This window comes from Streptomyces venezuelae, assembly GCF_008642335.1.
GTDB classification, from domain to species: Bacteria; Actinomycetota; Actinomycetes; order Streptomycetales; family Streptomycetaceae; genus Streptomyces; species Streptomyces venezuelae_F.
On record NZ_CP029191.1, the window covers coordinates 1,005,259 to 1,025,844 of the forward strand.

The 20,586-nt window shown below is 72.0% G+C and carries 15 protein-coding genes; 8 read left to right on the top strand and 7 right to left on the bottom strand.

Features of this window, described 5'->3' with window-relative positions; translation table 11 throughout:
- Positions 1-80: 80 nt before the first annotated feature.
- The gene (locus DEJ49_RS04365) at positions 81-1,685 is read right to left on the bottom strand and encodes a carboxylesterase/lipase family protein (RefSeq protein ID WP_150182560.1); all 1,605 of its coding nucleotides are present in this window, start codon (positions 1,683-1,685) and stop codon (positions 81-83) included.
- Positions 1,682-4,168 (bottom strand): beta-glucosidase family protein, encoded by a 2,487-nt coding sequence (locus DEJ49_RS04370; protein WP_150182562.1) that lies wholly within the window; start codon positions 4,166-4,168, stop codon positions 1,682-1,684. The genes DEJ49_RS04365 and DEJ49_RS04370 overlap by 4 nt, the downstream gene beginning before the upstream one ends.
- Before the next feature lie 740 nt (positions 4,169-4,908).
- Between DEJ49_RS04370 and DEJ49_RS04375 the strand changes: the two genes are divergently transcribed.
- Positions 4,909-7,761 carry a P-loop NTPase fold protein gene (locus DEJ49_RS04375; protein WP_190329264.1) on the top strand — a complete coding sequence of 951 codons (2,853 nt, stop codon included), beginning with the start codon at positions 4,909-4,911 and terminating at the stop codon, positions 7,759-7,761.
- 4 nt (positions 7,762-7,765) lie between these two features.
- Here the strand turns inward: DEJ49_RS04375 and DEJ49_RS04380 are convergent, their stop codons facing one another.
- Positions 7,766-8,224, bottom strand: coding sequence for a DUF4442 domain-containing protein (locus DEJ49_RS04380; protein WP_223832723.1), 459 nt, complete (start codon positions 8,222-8,224; stop codon positions 7,766-7,768).
- Between the two features lie 81 nt (positions 8,225-8,305).
- Here DEJ49_RS04380 and DEJ49_RS04385 point away from each other — a divergent pair, with 81 nt between their 5' ends.
- From DEJ49_RS04385 to DEJ49_RS04400, 4 genes are all read left to right on the top strand, one after another.
- Positions 8,306-9,325, top strand: coding sequence for a hypothetical protein (locus tag DEJ49_RS04385; RefSeq protein WP_150182566.1), 1,020 nt, complete (start codon positions 8,306-8,308; stop codon positions 9,323-9,325).
- Positions 9,326-9,401: 76 nt separating this feature from the next.
- Positions 9,402-10,463, top strand: coding sequence for a hypothetical protein (locus DEJ49_RS04390; RefSeq protein ID WP_150182568.1), 1,062 nt, complete (start codon positions 9,402-9,404; stop codon positions 10,461-10,463).
- A gap of 128 nt (positions 10,464-10,591) precedes the next feature.
- On the top strand, positions 10,592-11,695 hold the full coding sequence (locus tag DEJ49_RS04395) for a hypothetical protein (RefSeq protein WP_150182570.1): 1,104 nt from the start codon (positions 10,592-10,594) through the stop codon (positions 11,693-11,695).
- Positions 11,696-11,781: 86 nt separating this feature from the next.
- On the top strand, positions 11,782-13,116 hold the full coding sequence (locus DEJ49_RS04400) for an MFS transporter (RefSeq protein ID WP_150182572.1): 1,335 nt from the start codon (positions 11,782-11,784) through the stop codon (positions 13,114-13,116).
- On the opposite strand, the gene DEJ49_RS04405 is transcribed toward DEJ49_RS04400, so the two are convergent.
- From DEJ49_RS04405 to DEJ49_RS04415, 3 genes are all read right to left on the bottom strand, one after another.
- Positions 13,078-13,869 (bottom strand): spermidine synthase, encoded by a 792-nt coding sequence (locus tag DEJ49_RS04405; protein WP_150188047.1) that lies wholly within the window; start codon positions 13,867-13,869, stop codon positions 13,078-13,080. The two genes, DEJ49_RS04400 and DEJ49_RS04405, sit on opposite strands and share 39 nt — an antisense overlap.
- 189 nt (positions 13,870-14,058) lie before the next feature.
- Positions 14,059-15,249, bottom strand: coding sequence for an elongation factor Tu (gene tuf / locus DEJ49_RS04410; RefSeq protein ID WP_150182574.1), 1,191 nt, complete (start codon positions 15,247-15,249; stop codon positions 14,059-14,061).
- Between the two features lie 314 nt (positions 15,250-15,563).
- A complete protein-coding gene (locus tag DEJ49_RS04415) occupies positions 15,564-17,045 on the bottom strand; it encodes an amidase (protein ID WP_150182576.1) in 1,482 nt (493 codons plus the stop codon).
- 95 nt (positions 17,046-17,140) lie between these two features.
- Here DEJ49_RS04415 and DEJ49_RS04420 point away from each other — a divergent pair, with 95 nt between their 5' ends.
- Positions 17,141-17,827, top strand: coding sequence for a TetR/AcrR family transcriptional regulator (locus DEJ49_RS04420; protein WP_150182578.1), 687 nt, complete (start codon positions 17,141-17,143; stop codon positions 17,825-17,827).
- A gap of 116 nt (positions 17,828-17,943) precedes the next feature.
- A complete protein-coding gene (locus tag DEJ49_RS04425) occupies positions 17,944-18,648 on the top strand; it encodes a TVP38/TMEM64 family protein (protein ID WP_150182580.1) in 705 nt (234 codons plus the stop codon).
- Between the two features lie 51 nt (positions 18,649-18,699).
- On the opposite strand, the gene DEJ49_RS04430 is transcribed toward DEJ49_RS04425, so the two are convergent.
- Entirely contained in the window at positions 18,700-19,869 is a 1,170-nt protein-coding gene (locus DEJ49_RS04430; RefSeq protein ID WP_150182582.1) for a thiolase family protein, read from the bottom strand.
- Positions 19,870-20,084: 215 nt separating this feature from the next.
- Between DEJ49_RS04430 and DEJ49_RS04435 the strand changes: the two genes are divergently transcribed.
- On the top strand, positions 20,085-20,573 hold the full coding sequence (locus DEJ49_RS04435) for a winged helix-turn-helix transcriptional regulator (RefSeq protein WP_150182584.1): 489 nt from the start codon (positions 20,085-20,087) through the stop codon (positions 20,571-20,573).
- Positions 20,574-20,586 lie beyond the last annotated feature (13 nt).

Genomic DNA, 20,586 nt, shown 5'->3' on the forward strand with positions numbered 1-20,586 from the left:
CCTCCCGTGTCAAGTGTGTGTGCCCGGCGTGCGCGCCTGCTCGGCCGCGCACGCACGCCGGGCAGCCTACCCGGACGGGGTCACCCCGCCGGAACGGCGTCCCAGAGGCCGCACCGGTGCGCATCGTGCACCGCGGTGCTGATCCCGGTGCCGCCCTCGGAGGCGGTGCGCAGGGACAGCACCTGCCCCGGACGGGTGCGCTGGTCGGGGGCGGCCGGGCCGCCGTCGGCGCGCGGCACACCGGTGCGGATGAACGACCCCCAGTACCGCACCATCTGCCGGGCGAGCGCCCGCTGTTCCCCGTCGAGCGGCGAGTCGAGACCGAAGTGCTTGAAGAGGTACTGGACTTCGTTGACGTGGGTCGCGCCGAAGTCGAAGTCGGTGTCCAGTTCGCGCAGCGACGCGAAGGGCGGTGAGGTGCGGTCGGCGAACTCGTAGGCGTAGACGGGTCCGCGGTGCGCCAGGGCCGTGTTCATGCGCAGGGCCGTGCAGGCGAACATCCGGTCCCCGGTGGCGGCGCCGAACGCGTGCGTGGGAGAGGTGTGCTCCGCGAGCGGGTACGCCTTCAGGACGCGTCCGCCCAGGTCGGGGCCGTACGCGTCGATGACCGCGCCGGGGTACTGCTCGGCGGTGAGCGGGGCGCCCGCGCCGTCGAACCGCGCGAAGGCGAAGAGGGTGCCTTCGTCGCTGTTGGCGCCGTTGAGTACGGGCACGCGGGCGGCGCCCCCGTTCTCGTACGCCTCCTTCGGCTGCACGGGCAGGAAGGCGCCGCCCGCGACCGGGCCCCAGTCGAAGCCGGCCTGTGCGGCGAGGATGTCCTTCGCGGGCTTCCTCCGCAGGCAGGCGAGGGCGGTCGCGGAGTCGGGGCAGCCCGCCTTCGCCGCGAAGGCGGCGCCGTCGCGGACGGCCCGCTCGCGCTCGCGGGCCGCGCAGTCGCCGTACGCCCCGCTCTCCACGATGCCCGCGCTGTACAGGCCGCGGGCGGTGGGCGAGGCGAGCAGGGTGCAGACGGAGCGGCCGCCCGCGGACTCGCCCGCGATGGTGACGCGGTCCGCGTCGCCCCCGAACCGGCCGATGTTGGCGCGCACCCAGCGCAGGGCGGCCTGCTGGTCGAGCAGTCCGTAGTTGCCGGAGACGCCGTCGGAGGCCTCGTCGTCGAGTCCCGCGGCGGCGAGGAAACCCATGGCGCCGAGGCGGTAGTTGACGGTCACGACGACGGTGCCGGTGCTGCGGGCGAAGGTGTCGGGCACGATGTCCTCGCCCGCGCCCGCCGTGAGTCCGCCGCCGTGCAGCCACACCATCACGGGCCGCGGTCCCTCCTTGTGACCTCGCGGCGCATACACGTTCAGGGCGAGGCAGTCCTCCGTGTGGCTCGGGTTCTCGTACCCCGGGTCCCAACTGGCGCTCTGCACGCACCGGTTGCCGAAGGCGGTCGCCCGGCGCACCCCGTCCCAGGGCTTCGCGGGACGGGGCTCCTTCCAGCGCAGGCCTCCGACGGGCTGCCGCGCATAGGGGATGCCGAGGAACTGCCGCCCCTCTTGGGTGGTCTCACCCCGCACCCAGCCGGCGTCGGTACGCACCAGCGTGTTATCCGCGGCCTGCGCGGGGACCGGGGCGAGCGTGGCCACCGCGGCGGCCGCCAGGACGGCGACGACCGAGGCAGCGCGACGTATCCGGATTCTCATGAACCGGCTCCCTTGACGACGGTGTGCGCGGAAAGAAGCAATTCAGCCGCCGACGTGCCCACGTGAACGGCGCGCCGACCGGTTCCAAGGACCCAGTCGTGCCGTTCGACGTCCCACGCCGACAGGGTCCTGCGGTCGACGTGCACGGTCACGCGTCGCCGCTGCCCGGCGCGCAGCACGACCCGTTCGTAGCCGCCGAGCACCCGCCGGGCCTGGTCCAGCGCCAGGTCGGGCGAAGGGCCGACGTACACCTGGGCGACGGTGACGCCGTCCCGCCGCCCGGTGTTGCGCACGTCGAAGGTCACGTCGAGCCCCCGGCCCACGGCACGGACCGACACATCCCGGTACTCGAAGGTGGTGTACGAGAGTCCGTGTCCGAAGGGGAAGAGCGGCCGCACCCCCTCGGCGTCGTACCAGCGGTGGCCGACGAGGATGCCCTCCGAGTACTCCTCGACGCCGTCCACCCCGGGGTAGCGCAGCGGATCGCCCGCCATCGGGTGGTGGTCGTCGTCCACCGGGAAGGTCTGGGTGAGCCGGCCGCCGGGGTCGCAGTCGCCGAAGAGGACGGCGGCGGTGGCGGCCGCGCCCTCCTGCCCGGGGTAGTACATCTGGAGCACGGCGGCGGTCCGCTCCAGCCACGGCATGGAGGTGGCCGACGAGGTGTTGAGGACGACGGTGGTACGGGGGTTGGCGGCGGTCACCGCCCGGATCAGGTCCTCCTGATGGCCGGGGAGCGCGACGGTGGTGCGGTCCTGGCCTTCGGTGGCGTCCTCGTACGCGAAGAGGACGACGCTGTGCGCGCCGCGTGCCGCCCGGACCGCCTCGGCGACGTCCGCCCTGCGCGTGGCGCCGGTGACCCGGCGCAGCCGGAACGTCTGGCCCCGGTCGCCGCCCTTGGCCTTGATCCGCAGCCGGTGCCCGGCGGGGGTGAGGGGCAGTGTCACGCGCCGCACGTTCAGCCCGTCCGGGGCGGAGGAGACGAGCCCGCCGGAGAAGAACTCTCCGACGCCCGGCTGCTTCGGATACAGCTCGACGCCGTCCAGCTCCACCTCGGGCCGCTCGCCCGAGTAGTGGATGACGAGCGTCCACTCGTCCGACTCGGCCGGGGTCAGCGTCCCGTCGTACGTCCACTCCTTGCCCGCGGCGACCCGCTGCCCCTCGGTGTCGAGGCCGGGGCTGAGTGCGTGCCGCGGGATCGCCTTGCCATAGAGATCCTCGCCCAGGGCGTACGTGACGTCGGCGCCGTGTCCGGCCCGTGCCCTGATGGCGTGGAGGGGGCTGTCGGCCCGGTCGGGGATGACGTGGGCGCTGCCCCCGCCACTGACGAAGGGGTGGCGGCCGGTGGGCCCGATGACGGCGATGTCGCGGGCGGCCCGCCCCTTGAGCGGCAGCGCCCCGTGAGCATTGCGAAGGAGCGTGGCACCCGCCTTGGCGACCTCGAGAGCGACGGCCGCCCCGGCCTCCGGATCACGCGCCGGACGGGGCGGCGCGCTCTCGTCGAGCAGACCGAACCGTTCCATGACGGCGAGGATGCGGCGGACGGAGCGGTCGACGTGCGGCTCGGGAACGGTGCCGTTCCTGACGGCCCTCTTCAGGGCGGCGCCGAAATGGGCGCCGTCGGGCATCTCCATGTCGAGCCCCGCGGCAAGGGCGGCGGCGGTGCTGTGCTGGGCGGACCAGTCGGTCATCACCCATCCGTCGAAGCCCCATCGCTCGCGCAGGATGTCGCTGAGCAGCGTCCTGTTCTCGCAGGCGAAGGTGCCGTTGACCTTGTTGTACGCGCCCATGACGGCGCCGGTGCGCGCGGCGACCGCGGCCTCGAACCCGCGCAGCTCCGTCTCGTGCATGGTCCGCTCGTCGACCCGCACGTCGATGGACATGCGGTCCTTCTCCTGGTTGTTCAGGGCGAAGTGCTTGACGGTGGCGATGAGCCCCTCGCCCTGGATTCCCTTGATCTCCGCGGACACCATGTCGGCGGCGAGCAGCGGATCCTCGCCGAAGGTCTCGAAGTTGCGTCCCGCGTACGGGGTGCGGATGAGGTTGACCATCGGGGACAGCAGGACGTCCTGCTTCAGGGCGCGCCCTTCGCGACCGATGACCTGGCCGTACCGCCGGGCGAGGGCCGGATCGAAGGCCGCGGCGAGCATGACGGGGGCGGGGAGGGCGGTGGCGCGGGCGGCGACGCGGACGCCCGCGGGCCCGTCGGCGAGCCGCAGCGGCGGGATGCCGAGCCGCGGCACGCCGGGAACGTAACCCGCCTGGCCGAGGGCGCCGGGGTCGGTGGCGCCGTGCAGCAGGGAGATCTTCTCGCCGAGGGTGAGCCTGCCGACGAGGGACTCGACACGGGGGCCCGCGCCGGGACCCTGTCTTCCCCGGGCGGCCGCGTGCGAGGGCACCGCCACACCGGCGGTTGCCGCGGCGGCCACGGCGATCGCACCGCCGGCCAGCCCGAGAGCCGACCGCCGGGACACGGAACGGGACATGAGCCGTCACTTCCTTCTGTGCCTGGAGCGCGAACACGACTGTGCGAACACGACTGTGCGAAGCGAAGCGTGTACACGTGCCAATGGCGGGTCGTCGTTCGCCCTTTGAACGCACTATGCGACAGACGGACTTGACGCGCCGTTAGACACCACGAGGGGCGGCGGGAAAACTATGACTGGCGATGACTCGTGTCAATAAGTTGAACAGGCACACCTTTGACGGTTGGTTTGGTATGCCTGAGACCATGGGCGTGGACATCAGCCGAGTCGTGTTGGTCGAGTCCGAAAAGGGAGAACCACGCGGCACCGGTTATCTGATCGGCGGTGGACTGGTTCTCGCCTCCGCGCACGCGGTGGGCGGCGAGCCGGTTCACACGGTCCGCTTGCCCGACACGAACGACCGGCATCACTGCGGAGTGGTCTGGCGCGGAACGGGCCCGGTCGACGCGGCCCTGCTCGACCTCCGGGAACCCGGGGCGGAACGACCATCGGCGGCGGCACCGCCTCGGTGGGGCACGCTGTCGGGGAGCCTGCCCGTGGAGTGCGTCGTGACCGGCTATCCCGGGGGCGCCCGCACACCCAGACATTTCAAGGGCAAGATCTACCCTGGGGCCGATGTGCCGGAGACCAGCTGGGGCATCCGTATCGACTCCGCACGCGTCCCTGACGCTTCGAACGTCGTGACAAGCTGGTCAGGGCTGTCCGGGGCACCGGTTTTCGCCGGAGATCTATTGGTCGGCGTGGCGTCGCTCAGCACCACAGATGGTCTGCTGATCGCGGTCAGGGTGAGCCTGCTGGCCCGTTCCGAGGACTTTCTGCGCCTGGTCGCGGACCGCACCGGGGTGCCGTTCGTGATCGAGTCCGCGGAGTTGGTGGACATCGTGGACCCGCCTCGGCCTCGGCGCCGGATCGGCTCACCCTCGACGCTCCTGTTCGCGGACGTCGCCGCTGTGCCGTTCCACGGTCGCGAAGCCGAGCTCTCCGAGTTGGAACAGTGGTCACAAGAACGAAGGAGTGCCTCCGCCGCCGCGGACATCGGCATCTTCGTCTGCGTCGCCCCCGCCGGCCAGGGGAAGACGCGGCTGGCGTTCGAGTTCGCCTCCCGGTTGGCGGCGCGCGGCTGGGCCGCGGGGTCGCTGCGCGCCGGAGTGGACGCGGACGGGTTGCGGGTTCTCGCCGGCCTCCGGTCGCCCGTGCTGCTCGTCATCGACTACGGAGAGACGCGGCCGGAGCAGATCGATGCCGTGATCGAGCAGGCGGTACGAGACCCCACCCCACATCCGGTACGTGTCCTGATCCTCGCCCGGTCCCTGGGCGAGTGGTGGCCGGCTCTTCGCCACCGCACCAGTCGGGGCGACGTCCGGAGCGTGTACGAAAGCGCCACCGTGTCCCCGCTCCAGGCGCTGGACGGGACCCGCACAGCTCAGGAGGCCTCCTACAGCGCGGCGATACGGTCCTTCGCAGAGCTGCTGCGGCAGCTCCCTGGGTCCGCGGACAAGGACTGGGACGCCGTCACCGTTCCCACGAGCCTCCCCGACGGCATCGACGACATCGACGGTGCGGGCTCGGGTTCCGTACTCCAGCTGCACGCGGCGGCCCTGACCACGCTCCTGAACGCATTCCCGGACACCACTGAAGCCGCCCAAGGCGTACGCGATCTCCTGGCCGCGCGCAGGAACGAACCGGGGGCCGATCCCGGCCCCGACACCGAAGGCTCCATCCGCATCCGAGGTTTCGGGGACCGTGCCGCCGAAGCCGACCTGCTGGACAGAGCGGCCGTCGTCGCCGCCGTCACCGACCTCCTTGCGACGCCCGATGATCCGCAGGATCCGTCCGTGGCGGGCAGTGACACGAGCGGGCCGACCGTCGTCGCGCTGGAGGGCCCGTGGGGCTCGGGCAAGACGACCATGATGCGGCTCATCGAGCTGGAGTTGGGCCGTCGGCAGGAGCAGCTCCCACGCCCTGAGACCTCCCGCGCCTCGCGGAAATGGCCCGCACCGGCCCACCTGTCCGCCTGGGCCGCGCACCGCAGGCTCTCCCCCCGCTTCGGTGCGGTGCCGGGCAGCTCAGGGGGTGGCCAAGAGGCGAAGGCTGCCACACCCGTGATCGCCCACTTCAACCCCTGGGCCCACCAGTCGAGCGAGCAGATCTGGGCGGGCCTCACCCGGTCGATCGTCGAGGCCGCGCAGCCCTGCCTGGGCAGCGACGACAAGTCCCGCGAGGAATACTGGCTGCTCCGCAACGGCCTGCGGCTCGACCGACGGCGCCTGAAGCGGACACTGTGGCGCAACCTGGCGTCACCCCTGCTGCGCGTCGCCGTCTTCGCGCTCCTGGTCCCCTTGCTGGCCCAACTGGTCAAGGCGGACCAGATCTACCGGATCCGGGGCGCCGAGCTCACTGCTCCGAGCCTCGCTCTGCTGCTCCCGGGGGCGCTCCTCCTGATAGGCGTGCTGCACACGCTGGGCCGCCTGGTCATGGGCCGTGCCCGGGCGTTCCTGCCCGGCGAGCTCTTCGACGGACCGGTCCTCAGCGGTCCGCTGGCCCCCAGTACCGGAAGCGTCGACACCGCGCTACGGGACCCGTACTACAACGCACGGTCCGGCTACCTCTACCTCGTACAGCACGACATCCGCGAGCTGTTGGCGGACCTGCGGGACCGTGGCCACGAACTCATCATGTTCATCGACGACCTCGACCGTTGCTCGCCCCGCGCGACCGCCGACGTGTTCGAGGCAATCAACCTCTTCCTGTCCGGGGCCATCCACGGCTCCAAGCCGCCCGAGAAGCCCCGGGATCACCCCCGGTGCCGGTTCGTGATCGGACTCGACACGACCGTCGTCGCCGCCCATCTCGACCGCGCCTACCAGGACCTCACACCCGACAAGGCCAAGCCGGGCAACGGGGACCCCAGCTGGGGCTGGACGTTCCTGCGCAAGCTCATCCAGCTTCCGGTACCGCTGCCGCCCATCACGGACACCGGCATCACCACGGTCCTGACCGGCTTGCTGGGCGCCGTCACCACCCGGCAGCCCCCGGCGGCCGCCCCCGAGAGCGGCACCACCAACCCGCGTCCCGCACCATCCACGGTTGTCACCCCGGAGATGGCCATGGGCATGGGAGAGGCCGGGACTCCGCGCATCCAATACGACCCGGAGGCCGAGGCCAGGGCCCGCGCACTGGAGACGAACCCGGAGATCCGTACGCTCATCGAGCAACGCCTGAACGACCACCCGGACATCTCGATCCGGGAGGCCAAGCGGCTCCTGACGATCTGGCAGTTCTATCTGCGGGTCAGCGGCCACAAGGCCCGCGGAACCGATCAGCTCTCCGTGGAACAGGCCCTCCACCTCGTCGTCCTCGCCGAGATCGCGGCGCGTTGGCCCGCGATGCAGACACAGCTGCGTCGCCCGGTCGAGGGGAGGCCGGGGCTGTACTGGCTGGCCCGGAGCGCGCACGACGACGAGCAGTGGGCGGCGTCACGCGCCCGGACCGGGCTCCGGGCCAAGCACCACACCCCGGCGTGCGACGCGCTGCGCGTGCTGTTGCGGGATCACGACGGGGAGCGGGTGGCGGCGGTGGCCGAGACTATGTGACCGGTCAGCTGGGGTTGTTGGGGCGCAGTGTCCACACCACCGTCATCTCGCCGGTGACCGCGCCGTCCTCGCGGCGGATCTCGATCGTGACCGGGAACTCGGGGCGCTCGCCCGCGTCGAGTTCGGCGATCACGTCGGCGGCCGGGCGGCCGAGGGTGGCCGTCGCCGTGACGGGGCCCATGGCCAGCTTCTTGTACGCGATCTCGGCGCTCACGGCGAGCGGGACCGCCCGCGAGAGCTCCGCGCCGAACGCGGCGAGGACGATCGCGCCGCTCGCGGACTCGCCCAGCGTGAACATGGCGCCGGCGTGCGGTCCGCCGACGTGGTTGTGGTAGTCGCTCTGGTCGGGCAGGGCCACCACGGCCCTGTCCGGGGAGGTCTCCCGGAACTCGAGGTTCAGGGTCCGGGCCATCGGAACCGTGGCGGCGAGCATCTCGCCGATCGACATCTGGTCTGCGCTCATGGCCGCGATGTTACCCATGGGTAGGTAGCCTTGACCAGGACCTGTCCGCGCGTGGATCACCGTCACCTATGGTTGACGCCCATGTGGCATGGAGAGCAGCCGCCCGGGGGCGAGCAGAACCAGCAGGGGCAGTGGCCGCAAGGTCAGAACCCGCAGAGTCCGAATCCGTACCAGCAGCCGGGGTACCAGCAGCCCAACCCCTACGGGCAGCAAGCCACGTGGAACGCGCCGACGGTGACCGCCGGCCCGCAGGGAGCCGCGCCCGAGCCCCCAGGAGACGGCAGGGGCGGCGGCGGTCGTACGAAGCTGATCGCCCTCGTCGCGGCCGGGGCCGTCGTCGTCGGCGCGGGCGTCACCGGCGCCCTGCTCCTCGGCGGCGACAAAGACGACTCCGCTCAGCCCGGGCCCGCGAAATCCAGCGCCTCGCCGAAAGCGACCGCAACCGCCACCGCGACCGCGACCGCCAACCCGCGTAACGGCGACGGCATGCCCGAGCCGACCGTTCCCGGCTGGAAAGTCGTCGTCAACCCCAAGCTCGGCATCGCGTTCGACGTGCCCGCCGACTGGTCCCTGGAATCGCGGGACTGGGCCGGCGGCGTCGTGGAGGACAAGGACGCCGATGACGACTCGGCGCCGTTCCTCGCCGCCTACGCCGCCCCCGCCTACTTCAAGGAGAAGTGGTGCGTGAGCGACGACGACAAGGACGGCATCAAGGACGACACGGCACTGGCGGCCGCGGGCACACGCGGCGGGCGCGGCGTGAAGAGCACCGAGGAGGCCGCCCGGCACGACGCGGTCAACTGGGTCTACGGCGTCTATACGCAGCCGGACAGGAAGAAGGTCACGATGGGGCCGACCGAGGTGTACACCACCGAGTCCGGCCTCAAGGGCACCCTGGTGACCGCGAGTTCGGCCGGTGCCGAGAAGCGGGGCAAGTGCGGCTCGGACGGCAAGGCCGCGGTGTTCGCCTTCAAGAACTCCGACGGCAGGTTCGCCTCCTGGTCCTTCCACGGGGCCAAGGGCGTCAAGGACGAACTGCCGGACGAGACGGTCCGGGAGATCACCGCGACGGTGCGTCTGTACGAGCCTGTCCAGGACTGACTGACCGCTGGAGAGTTCGGCGCGCACCCGGGGCCGTTGTGATCTTGTATGACGGGTCCCCGTATCGTGTCCGGCCATGTGGCCAGGACAGCAGCCGCCCGGGGGCGAGCAGAACCCGCAGGACCCGAGCCGGAACCCGTACCAGCAGCCGGGGTACCAGCAGCCGAATCCCTATCAGCAGCCGGGATATCAGGCTCCGAACCCCTACCAGCAGCCCACCGCGGGCCAGCCGGGGCAGCCGGGCCAGCCGGGGCAGTGGAGCGCCCCGACCGCGCCCACCGGGGTGCCCCAGGCGACCGGCAGCGGCGATGGCGGCGGTACCGGCGGCCGTGGCGACCGCGGACGCGACAAGGTCAAGATCGTCTCGATCGTGACGGCGGCCGCCGTCGTCGTGGCCGCGGGCGTCACCGGCTATCTGGTGCTCGGCGGCGGGGACGACAAGGACAGCAAGGCCGACTCCCCCGCACCCGCCTCCCGGCAGCCGGACCCCACGACGGGCGAGGGCTCCGACAGCGGGCGCGGCAAGGACAACGGTCTGAAGCCGACCATCAAGGGCTGGCACGTCGTGGTGAACCCGAAGTGGGGCACCGCCTTCGACGTGCCGCCCGAGTGGGAGGTGCAGAACCCGGGCTCGGCGATCGCCTTCGAGGACAACGAGACCGGCAAGCCGCTGATGACCATGTCGGCGCCCGCGTACCTCAAGTCCAAGTGGTGCGTCACCGACGACGACAAGGACGGCAGGACCGAGGACCACGAGCTCGCCGCCGTCGGCACGAAGGGCGCCAACGGCGCGAAGAACACCGACGAGGTCGCGGTGAACCAGGTCGGCTGGTGGATCTACGCCGGTTACACCCAGCCGGACAAGAAGAGCTTCACGTCCGACGAGAAGGCACAGCCGTACACGACGAAGTCCGGCATCAAGGGCAGCATCGCCCGCGCCCGGTCGACGAACACCCCGATGAAGGGCAAGTGCGCGACGGACGGCAAAGCGATCACCTTCGGCTTCAAGAACGCGGCGGGTGAGTACGTCGCCTGGAGCCTCTACGGCGCCAAGGGCGTGAAGGACGAGATACCCGAGGAGACGGTGATGAAGATCCTCAGCACGGTGCGCACCCACGGGGACCCGACGGAATCCTGACGCATTCTCCCCTTGCGCTCCGCTTCCTCCACGTTCTCCACGGCTTCTCCCCGTGTGGCCCGGTAGGTGCCCGTCCCGCCGGGACCGCGCATGGCACCAGGTCCCCCGCACCTCTATGGTTACTGGCCATGTGGCCAGAAAATCAGCCGCCCGGGGGCGAGCAGAACCCGCAGGACCAGAGTCCGAACCCGTACCAGCAGCCGGGGTACCAGCAGCCGAACCCGTATCAGCAGCCGGGATACCAGCAGTCCGCGGGTGGCTACCAGCAGCCGGCGGGGGGCTACCAGCAGCCTGCGGGCGGCCAGCAGCCGCACCCGGGTGCGTACTCGCAGCCCGAGCAGTCGCACTGGGCGGCCCCGACGCCGCCGCCCGTGCCGCAGCAGCAGACCGGCGGCGGGCCGGGCGGTGGCGGCGGGAACAAGACGAAGGTCACCGCCATCGTGGCGGCGCTCGCCGTCGTGGCCGCGGCGGGCGTCACCGGTTTCCTGGTCTTCGGCGGCGATGACGACAAGAACGACGAGGCGGGCCCGGCGAAGCCCTCGAAGTCCGCGAAGAAGGACCCCAGCCCGTCGCCGAGCGACGACGGGAACGCGCGCGACGCCGACGACGAGAAGCCCATGATCGACGGCTGGCAGGTCGTCGTGAACCCCAAGTGGGGCACCGCGTTCGACGTCCCGCCGGACTGGAAGGTCCAGACGCCGGACACCTTCATCGCCTTCGACGACCGCAAGGAGGAGGGCGCGAAGACCATCATCGGCATGTCCGCCCCCGCGATCCTCAAGGACAAGTGGTGCACGTCCGACGACGACAAGGACGGCAGGCCCGACGACACCTCGCTCGCCGCGGTCGGCACCAAGGGCCAGAACGGCGCCAAGAACACCAAGGACATCGCGCGCAACGACTCGGCGTGGTGGGTCTTCGGCGGCTACACCGAGCAGACCAAGGCCGACAAGAAGAAGATCAAGATCGGCGAGATCAAGGACTTCACCACCAAGGCCGGGATCAAGGGCAGCGTCGCCACGTCGACGACGTCCGGTGCCGCCACGTCGGCCAAGTGCGACTCCGAGGGCAAGGCCACGACGTTCGCCTTCAAGAACGGTGCCGGTGAGTTCGTCGCCTGGACCCTCTACGGCGCGAAGGGCGTCAAGGAGGAGGTCTCCGACGATCTCGTGCAGCAGATCCTCGGGACGGTGCGGCTGAGCAAGGAGACGGCCGAGGAGTCCGGCCGCTAGAGGACGCCCGACGCCGGCGGCCTCCCCGCGCGGAGCGGGCAAGAAACGGTTTGGCAAGTCGGCCGTCCGCCGGGGATAGTCCCGGGGTGACGACTCCCGCCCCCGCGCCGCGCCGCAGGCCCTCCTGGGCCGGCCGCAACTACAGCCTGCTGACCGCCGCCGCGATCGTGACGAACCTCGGAAGCCACGGGGCGTTGATCGCGGCGGCGTTCGCGGTTCTCGACGCGGGAGGCGACGGCGGGGACGTCGGCCTCGTCGCCGCCGCGCGGACGCTGCCGCTCGTGCTGTTCCTGCTCATCGGCGGGGCGATCGCCGACCGGCTGCCGCGCCACCACGTGATGGTCGCCGCCAACGCCCTCAACTGCGTGTCGCAGGCGGCCTTCGCCGTGCTCGTCCTCGCGGGCGAGCCGCAGCTGTGGCAGATGATGCTGCTCGGCGGGCTCGGCGGCGTCGGCCAGGCCTTCTTCGGTCCCGCCGCCGAGGGCATGCTGATGTCGTCGGTCAGCGGCGAACAGGTGGGCCGCGCGTTCGCGCTGTACCGCATGGCGATGCAGGGGGCCGGGCTCGGCGGGGCCGCGCTCGGCGGCCTGCTGGTCGCCGCGATCGGTCCTGGCTGGGTGCTCGCGGTGGACGCCGCGGCGTTCGCGCTCGCGGGGGCGCTGCGGTCCTTCCTCGACGTGAGTCACATCCCGGAGCGCGCGCCGGGCGAGGGGCTCATCGCCGACCTGCGGGACGGCTGGCGCGAGTTCACGGGGCGGCCCTGGCTGTGGTCGATCGTGGCGCAGTTCTCGGTGGTGGTGGCGGTGGTCGGCGCCGCCGAGTCGGTGTTCGGGCCGCTGGTGGCGCGGGACGAGTTGGGCGGCGCGGGGCCGTGGGGTCTGGCGCTCGGCGCGTTCGGCGCGGGCACGGTCTGCGGGGCGTTCCTGATGATGCGGTGGAAGCCGCGGCGCCTGCTGTTCGCGGGCACCCTCTGTGTCTTCCCGCTGGCCGCTCCCTCGGCGGCGCTCGCCGTGCCGTTGCCGGTCGCGGGTCTCGCCGCGGTGATGTTCGTCAGCGGCGTCGCGATCGAGGTGTTCGGCGTCTCGTGGATGACCGCGATGCACCAGGAGATCCCTGAGGAGAAGCTGTCGCGCGTCGCCGCCTACGACTGGTTCGGCTCCATCGCGATGGTCCCGCTGGCCACGGCGCTCGCGGGTCCCGCGGAGTCCGCGTTTGGCAGAGCCCCGTCGCTGTGGGGCTGTGCGGCGCTGGTGGTCCTGGTGACGGCGGCCGTCCTGTTCGTACCGGACGTACGCAACCTGACGCGGCGCACGACGCACGTCACGTCGGCCGGAACGCCGACGGGCCCGAAGCCGGACCCGGTCGCGGCAGCGGCCGAGGCGTCACCCGATGGAGAAGGCGCCGTCGGGCGGCTCGGGTGAGGGAACCGCTTCGCCGTCCCGCACCGGGCGCGCGTCCCCGATGAAGCGGCGCAGCGCGTCGCCATGCTCGACCCGGGCGGGGAAGACGTCCGAGGCCGTGCGGCGGGCCAGTGTCCCGATGTCGATGGGGTGGTGCGCGGCGATCAGCACGGCGTTCCCGAAGCGGCGTCCGCGCAGCACCGACGGCTCGGCGATGAGCGCGAGCTCCTCGAAGGCCTCGGCGAACGTGGCGAGTTGGGAGCGGAGGAAGGCGAACGGGGCGCCGTCGGCGAGGTTCGCGGTGTAGTGCCCGCCCGGTCGCAGCACCCGGTCCGCGGTGCGCGCGTACGTCACCGTGGTGAGGTGTGCGGGCACGCGTGAGCCGCCGAAGACATCGGCTATGACGATGTCGGCGCTGTCGTCCGGCGCCGCGTCGAGCCACTCCCTGGCGTCGGCGCCGTGCACGTCGACCCCGCTCGCCGCCGCCAACGGCAACCGCTCGGCGACCAGCCGGAGCAGCCCCCGGTCGGCCTCGACCACCTGTTGCCGGGAGCCGGGGCGGGTGGCGGCGAGGTAGCGGGGCAGGGTGAGGGCGCCGCCGCCGAGGTGCGTGACGTCGAGCGGGGCGCCCGGTTCGGCCGCGGCGTCGAGGACGTGGGCGAGGCGGCGCGCGTACTCGAACTCCAGGTGCGTGGGGTCGTCCAGGTCGACATACGACTGGGGGGCGCCGTCGACCGTGAGCAGCCAGGCGCGCGCCCTGTCGATGTCGGGCATGAGCTTGGCCGTGCCGTGGTCGACCTCCCGGGTCACCGGAACGGCCTCGTCCGGCTCCGCGCCCGCATCCCCGCCCGGGGCGTGCGCCCCGGCCCCGCCCTCGAACTCGTGCTCGTCCACGCCGTCCATTGTGCCCGCCCGCCCCGGGAGTCCTGTCCCCCCGGGGCGGGTGTGACGGACCGCGGCCCGTCAGGCGACGCCGGTCACGGTGCCCGCGCCGACGGTGCGGCCGCCCTCGCGGATCGCGAAGCCGAGGCCGGTCTCCAGCGGTACGTCACGGCCCAGCTCGACCGTCATCGTGACGGTGTCGCCGGGGCGGGCCACCGCCGCCTCGCCGAGGTCGACGTCGCCGACCACGTCCGCGGTCCTGATGTAGAACTGCGGCCGGTACCCGGTGGCGATCGGTGTCGTACGGCCTCCCTCGCGGGTGGACAGGACGTACACCTGCGCGGTGAAGCGCCGCCGCGGGGTGACGCTGCCGGGCGCCGCGACGACGTGCCCGCGTCGTACGGCATCGCGTGGCAGACCGCGCAGCAGCAGCGCCACGTTGTCGCCGGCCTGCGCCTCCTCCATCGGCTTGCCGAAGGTCTCCAGGCCGGTGACCACCGTCTCCGTGTCGGCGCCGAGGACGTCCACGCGGTCCCCGAGGCGGATGGTGCCGCGCTCCACGGCGCCGGTGACGACGGTGCCGCGCCCGGTGATGGTGAGCACGTTCTCGACGGGCAGCAGGAACGGCGCGTCGAGATAGCGCTCGGGCATCGGCACGTACGTGTCCACCGCGTCGAGGAGCGCCTCGATCGCGGACGTCCACCGCGGGTCGCCCTCCAGGGCCTTCAGCCCCGAGACCCGTACGACGGGGACGGAGTCGCCTCCGTACCCGTGCGCGGTGAGCAGGTCACGGACCTCCAGCTCGACGAGGTCCGTGAGCACTGCGTCCTCGCCGTCGTCGACGGCGTCGGCCTTGTTGAGCGCGACGACGATGTGGTCGACGCCGACCTGCCGGGCGAGCAGCACGTGCTCGGCGGTCTGCGGCATGATCCCGTCGAGCGCCGAGACGACGAGAATCGCCCCGTCGAGCTGCGCCGCCCCGGTGACCATGTTCTTCACGTAGTCCGCGTGGCCGGGCATGTCCACGTGCGCGTAGTGCCGGGTGTCCGTCTCGTACTCGACGTGCGCGATGTTGATGGTGATGCCGCGCTGCGCCTCCTCGGGGGCGCGGTCGATGCGGTCGAAGGACACGTACTGGGTACCGCCGCCGGTGCCGCGCTCGCTGAGGACCTTGGTGATGGCGGCGGTCAGGGTGGTCTTGCCGTGGTCGACGTGGCCCATCGTGCCGATGTTCAGGTGCGGCTTCGTACGGACGTATGCGGTCTTGGACATGGCGGTTCCTTCTCCGGAACTCGAAGCTGTTGTCCCGGACCCGCGGACGCGCGCGGTCGGGACGGGGACCCCGGGGGCCTGACCGACCCTCCCCCTCGGGGGTCCGCCGGAATGTCCGGGGAGGGTCAGCTTCGGGTGCCGCCGAAGGCGTCGGGTGCGAGGACGGCAGCCTTCGCAGCGCCCGCGACTGCGGGCGTGGCTGCGAGGAAGGCGTACCGGAACATGGGACTGATCCTCACCGAAGAAAACGCCCACGTCGAATGATTTATGCGCGAACGACACGCTCCGGGGGCCGAGTTGCCGCCGCCGGGACGTCAGCGCGCCCGAGGACCGCCCGCCCAGACGCCGGGCGTACGTCCCGCCCACGGACTCGCCTGTTCGAGCTGCCCGGCGAGACGGAAGAGCAGCCCCTCCTCGCCGTACCCGGCGGCGAACTGCATGCCGATGGGCAGCCCGGTCTCCGCGTCGGACATCACCGGCACGGACATGGCGGGCGTGCCCGCGACATTGAACGCCATGGTGAACGGCGAGCGGTCGTTGAGCCGCTCGATCCAGCCGAACCCGTCCAGCGCCTCCGCGCCCTCCCCGTACTCGCCCAGAAGCATGGGCAGTTCCGGCAGGGTCGGGGTGAGCAGCAGGTCGTACGTCGCGAAGTACCGCGCCAGAGCGCGGGCGACGCGGTTGCGGAGCGCGAGGGCGGCGACGAACTGCGGGCCGGTGACCCGCTGTCCGTAGCCGTGTGCGGCCAGGGTCACCGGTTCGAGGGTGGAGGCGTCGATGGTCCTGCCGGACGCGGCGGCCAGCGCGTCGACGGAGGCGGCGAGGTTCGCCGTCATGAGGCGGGCGTTGGCGAGCACGAACTCGTCCCAGCCGACGCCGAGGTCGACCCGCGCCTCGGTCACCCGGTGGCCGAGGGATTCGAGCAGCCGCACGGTGCGGGAGACGGCGTCGGCCACGGGCGCCGTGGTGCGGCGTCCGCCCCACGCCGGGGTGAGGACGCCGATGCGCAGCTGACCCGGCGGGAGGGTGACCTCGTCCGCGTAGGGCCTGGGCGGACGGGGCGCGGAGTAGGGGTCGCCCGGCTCGTGGCCGCGCATCCGGTCGAGCAGGACCGCGCTGTCGCGCACCGTACGGCTGACGCTGCCCTGCACGCCGAGACCGTTGAAGATCTCGTCGAAGTCGGGCCCCACGGAGACGCGGCCCCGGGTGGGCTTCAGCCCGAAGAGGCCGTTGTGGGCGGCGGGTATCCGGAGCGAGCCCGCGGCGTCCGTGGCGTGCGCGACGGGGACGATTCCGGCGGCGACGGCCGCACCGGCGCCGCCGCTGGATCCGCCGGCGCTCCGCCGCGGGTCCCACGGGTTGCGCGTCGGGCCGTGGAACGCGGGCTCCGTGGTGATGCTGTAGGCCATCTCCGGTGTCGTGGTACGCCCGAACGTCACCAGGCCGGACCGCCGCAGACGCACCATCAGCGCGGAGTCGGCGTGCGCGACGTGTCCGGCCGCGAGCCGGCTGCCCAGCTCCGTCCGCCGGCCGGCCATGGCGACACCGAGGTCCTTGATCAGGAACGGGACGCCGGCCAGCGGCGCGCTGCCGGGACCGTCGGGGTCGGGGGTGTTGAGGCCGGGGACGGGCTCGTCGTCGGTGGCCCACGTCTCGACGACGGCGTTGATCTCCGGGTTCACGACCCGCACCGCCTCGCGCGCGGCCGCCATGAGTTCGCCGGGCGTCACCTCGCCCGCGGCCACCAGCCCCGCGAGTCCGACCGCGTCGTACTTCACGTACTCCGAAACCCTCACTGCACACTCCTGCTCGCCGACCGAACCATCAATACCGAGTAGTCCCATGCGATACCGATCGGTATCGCGTGGGACGGACTGGTACCGTAGCAGCCATGTCAGCGACCACCGGCGAAGCGACCACTGGCGGAGCAACCGGCGGCGGAGCAACCGCCCGCAGGCCGAGCAGGGTGGCCAAACTCCCGCCCCGCGAGCGCATCCTCGACGCGGCGGAGGAGCTCTTCCAGAGCGAGGGCATCCGGCGGGTGGGCGTCCAGGCGATCGCCGACCGGGCCGAGACGACGAAGGCGGCGATCTACCGGCACTTCGAGACGAAGGACGCGCTGGTCGCGGAGTGGCTGCGGATCGTCGCGGCCGACTACCAAGCCGCCTTCGACCGGGTCGAGGCCACACACCCCGACGCGCCCAGGGAGCAGATCCTGGGCCTGGCCCGCTTCATCGCCGAGGGGCTGCCCACGCTCTCGTACCGGGGCTGCCCGTTCATCAACTCCCTCGCCGAACTGCCCGACCGCTCGCACCCCGCGCGGCAGGTGATCGAGGAGCACAAGGCGCGCCAGACCCGGCGGCTGGTCGCCCTGTGCGAGGAGGCAGGCCTGACCGACCCCGCGCAGACCGCGGCCGAGATCACGTTTCTGCTGGAGGGCGCGCAGGTCAGCACGCAGAACGGCAGCATCGACCGGATCGGGGACCGCTTGCTGGGCATCGTGGAAGCACTGTTGGACCGATGTGCGCCCCCACCTGCGCGGACCGCTCCGGATTCGCCGCCTCCGGGTAGGTCGTGACGAGCCGTTCGAGCACCGTGTCGGCGAGGTCGCTCCTCGGCACGGCTGTCGGGACTGTGACGCCGATGAGACGCACCATACGGCGATCAGTCACATGAGCCGGTTACTCTTCCCGGATGTTCGAGACCGCAACCGCCCGCCCGCAGGGCGTCGCCGCGCGCTGCGCCAGGACCCTGCTCTCGCCGTGGTCGCGGCTGTCGCTGCTCGTGGTGCTGCTCGCCGCGGCGGCGACATGCGTCCTCCTCTTCGAACCGCAACGCGTCCTCTCCGACGGATGGCCCGCGCAGTTGGGCGGCGCCACCGCGGTGGCGCTGTTCGCGGTGGCGTACGGGGCGTGCACCGCCGCCTTCGTGCCGCGGCCGCTGCTCAATCTGGCGGCGGGTGCGCTCTTCGGCTCGCAGGCGGGCCTGGCCGCGGCGATCGCCGGCACCGTGTTCGGCGCCGGGATCGCCTTCGGACTCGGCCGGATGCTGGGCCAGGACGCGCTGCGGCCACTCCTGCGCGGGCGCTGGCTGAAGGCCGCGGACGGCCAGCTCAGCCGGCACGGGTTCCGCTCGATGCTGGCGGTACGGCTGTTCCCCGGCGTCCCGTTCGCCGCGGCCAACTACTGCGCGGCGGTGTCCCGCATGGGCTGGCTGCCGTTCCTGCTCGCGACGGGCCTCGGCTCGATCCCGAACACGGCGGCGTACGTGATCGCGGGGGCCCGCGCGTCGACGCCGACGTCGCCCGTCTTCCTGGTCGCGATGGGGTTCATCGCGGTGACGGGTCTGGGCGGGGCGGCGGTGGCGTGGTTCAAGCGCCACCACTTCCGCGCCCCCTGAGCAGCCCGGCCCCGCGCCCACTGAGCAGCCCGACCCTCCCCCGGGTTGCCGCTACAGCGCCTCAAGGACAGTCGCGTTGGCGAGTCCTCCCGCCTCGCACATCGTCTGCAGGGCGTACCGCGACCCGCGAACGCGCATCGCGTGGACCAGGGTGGTCATCAGCCGGGCGCCGCTGGCGCCGAGCGGATGCCCGAGAGCGAGGGCGCCGCCGTGCACGTTGACCTTCTCCGGGTCGGCGCCGGTCTCCTGCAGCCAGGCGAGGACGACGGCCGCGAAGGCCTCGTTGACTTCGAAGAGGTCGATGTCGTCCAGGCTCAGAGACGCCTTGCGCAGCACCTTCTCCGTCGCGGGCATGACGCCGGTGAGCATGAGGAGCGGGTCGGATCCGGTGACGGCGAAGCTGTGCAGCCTGGCGAGCGGACGCAGGCCGAGGCGGGCGGCGTTCTCGCTGGTGGTGATGAGGAGGGCGGCCGCTCCGTCGTTGACCGGGCTCGCGTTGCCGGCCGTGACGGACCACTCGATCTGCGGGAACCGCTCGCCGAAGTGCGGGTCGTAGTAGGCGGGCTTGAGCCCCGCGATGACGTCGGGGGTGGTGCCCGGTCGCACGGACTCGTCGCGCGTGAGACCGGCGAGGGGCGCGGTCTCGGCGTCGAACAGGCCGGCGTCCCAGGCACGCGCGGCACGCCGGTGCGAGGCCGTCGCGAACGCGTCCATCCGCTCGCGTCCGATGGACCACTTGGCGGCGATGAGTTCGGCGCTGATGCCCTGCGGGACCAGCCCTTCCGGGTACCGCCCGGCGACACCCGGCCCGAACGGATCCGCCCCCTCGGGCACGTTCGACCACATCGGTACGCGGCTCATCGACTCCACGCCGCAGGCGACCGCCATGTCGTACGCACCCGATATGACGCCCTGCGCCGCGAAGTGCACGGCCTGCTGCGAGGAGCCGCACTGCCGGTCGACGGTGGTCGCGGGCACGGACTCGGGGAAGCCGGCCGAGAGGACGGCGTAGCGGGTGGTGTTCATGGCCTGCTCGGCGACCTGGTCGACGGTGCCGCCGATCACGTCGTCGATCAGCGCGGGGTCGATTCCGGTGCGTTCGACGAGGGTGCGCAGGGTGTGGGCGAGGAGTTCGACGGGGTGGACGTCGGCGAGGGCGCCCTGCGGCTTGCCCTTGCCGACGGGGGTGCGTACGGCTTCGACGATGACGGCATCACGCATGGTGCGGACCTCTTTCGAACACCAGGGAACGGCCGGGGAACGCCCGGAATACGACAGGGCGAACTTTCGCGGCCGCGCAGCGGTCAGAAACGCGAACAGACGGGTCAGGAACGGCCAGGAGCACGAACAGATAAGCGAGTAGGAATTCCAAACTCACTCTAACCAGCTGAGTTGGAAATTCAAACCCTCACCGGCTTCCCGCCTACACTGCCCGCATGAAGGATCCGCGCCCCTGCTCGATCGCCGACGCCCTCGCGCTCGTCGGCGAGAAGTACTCCCTGCTCGTCCTGCGGGAGGTGTGTCTCGGCAACGAGCGCTTCGACCAGCTGGTACGCAACATCGGCGCGCCCCGCGACGTCCTCGCGACACGCCTGCGCCGACTGGTGGAGGCGGGCATCCTGGAGAAGCAGGTGTACAGCGAGCGCCCACAGCGCTTCCGCTACAGCCCGACCCCGGCCGGCCTCGAACTGGAGCCCGTGCTCATGACCTTGATGGCGTGGGGCGACCGCCACCTGCGCGGAGACGAGAACCGCCCCATGGTCCTCGAACACGCCTGCGGCCACGAACTGGTCCCGGTGGTCACCTGTTCGGCCTGCGGCGACGCGGTCCGGCACGACGATCTCACCGCGCACCCCCAGGCACCGGGATGGACGACGGCGGGCCCGGCGCCACAGCCGCCGGTCGGCCCTGCCGCCGTCCCGTAACCCTGGCCCGCTA

Bases quoted from the DNA above. Each gene is read 5' to 3' on its own strand.
- DEJ49_RS04385 (WP_150182566.1), top strand. From the start codon at position 8,306: ATGTGGCATGGAGAGCAGCCGCCCGGGGGCGAGCAGAACCAGCAGGGG.
- DEJ49_RS04405 (WP_150188047.1), bottom strand. From the start codon at position 13,869: ATGCCCGACATCGACAGGGCGCGCGCCTGGCTGCTCACGGTCGACGGC.
- DEJ49_RS04420 (WP_150182578.1), top strand. From the start codon at position 17,141: ATGTCAGCGACCACCGGCGAAGCGACCACTGGCGGAGCAACCGGCGGC.
- DEJ49_RS04380 (WP_223832723.1), bottom strand. From the start codon at position 8,224: ATGAGCGCAGACCAGATGTCGATCGGCGAGATGCTCGCCGCCACGGTT.
- DEJ49_RS04365 (WP_150182560.1), bottom strand. From the start codon at position 1,685: ATGAGAATCCGGATACGTCGCGCTGCCTCGGTCGTCGCCGTCCTGGCG.
- DEJ49_RS04430 (WP_150182582.1), bottom strand. From the start codon at position 19,869: ATGCGTGATGCCGTCATCGTCGAAGCCGTACGCACCCCCGTCGGCAAG.
- DEJ49_RS04370 (WP_150182562.1), bottom strand. From the start codon at position 4,168: ATGTCCCGTTCCGTGTCCCGGCGGTCGGCTCTCGGGCTGGCCGGCGGT.
- tuf (WP_150182574.1), bottom strand. From the start codon at position 15,249: ATGTCCAAGACCGCATACGTCCGTACGAAGCCGCACCTGAACATCGGC.
- DEJ49_RS04435 (WP_150182584.1), top strand. From the start codon at position 20,085: ATGAAGGATCCGCGCCCCTGCTCGATCGCCGACGCCCTCGCGCTCGTC.
- DEJ49_RS04425 (WP_150182580.1), top strand. From the start codon at position 17,944: ATGTTCGAGACCGCAACCGCCCGCCCGCAGGGCGTCGCCGCGCGCTGC.
- DEJ49_RS04390 (WP_150182568.1), top strand. From the start codon at position 9,402: ATGTGGCCAGGACAGCAGCCGCCCGGGGGCGAGCAGAACCCGCAGGAC.
- DEJ49_RS04395 (WP_150182570.1), top strand. From the start codon at position 10,592: ATGTGGCCAGAAAATCAGCCGCCCGGGGGCGAGCAGAACCCGCAGGAC.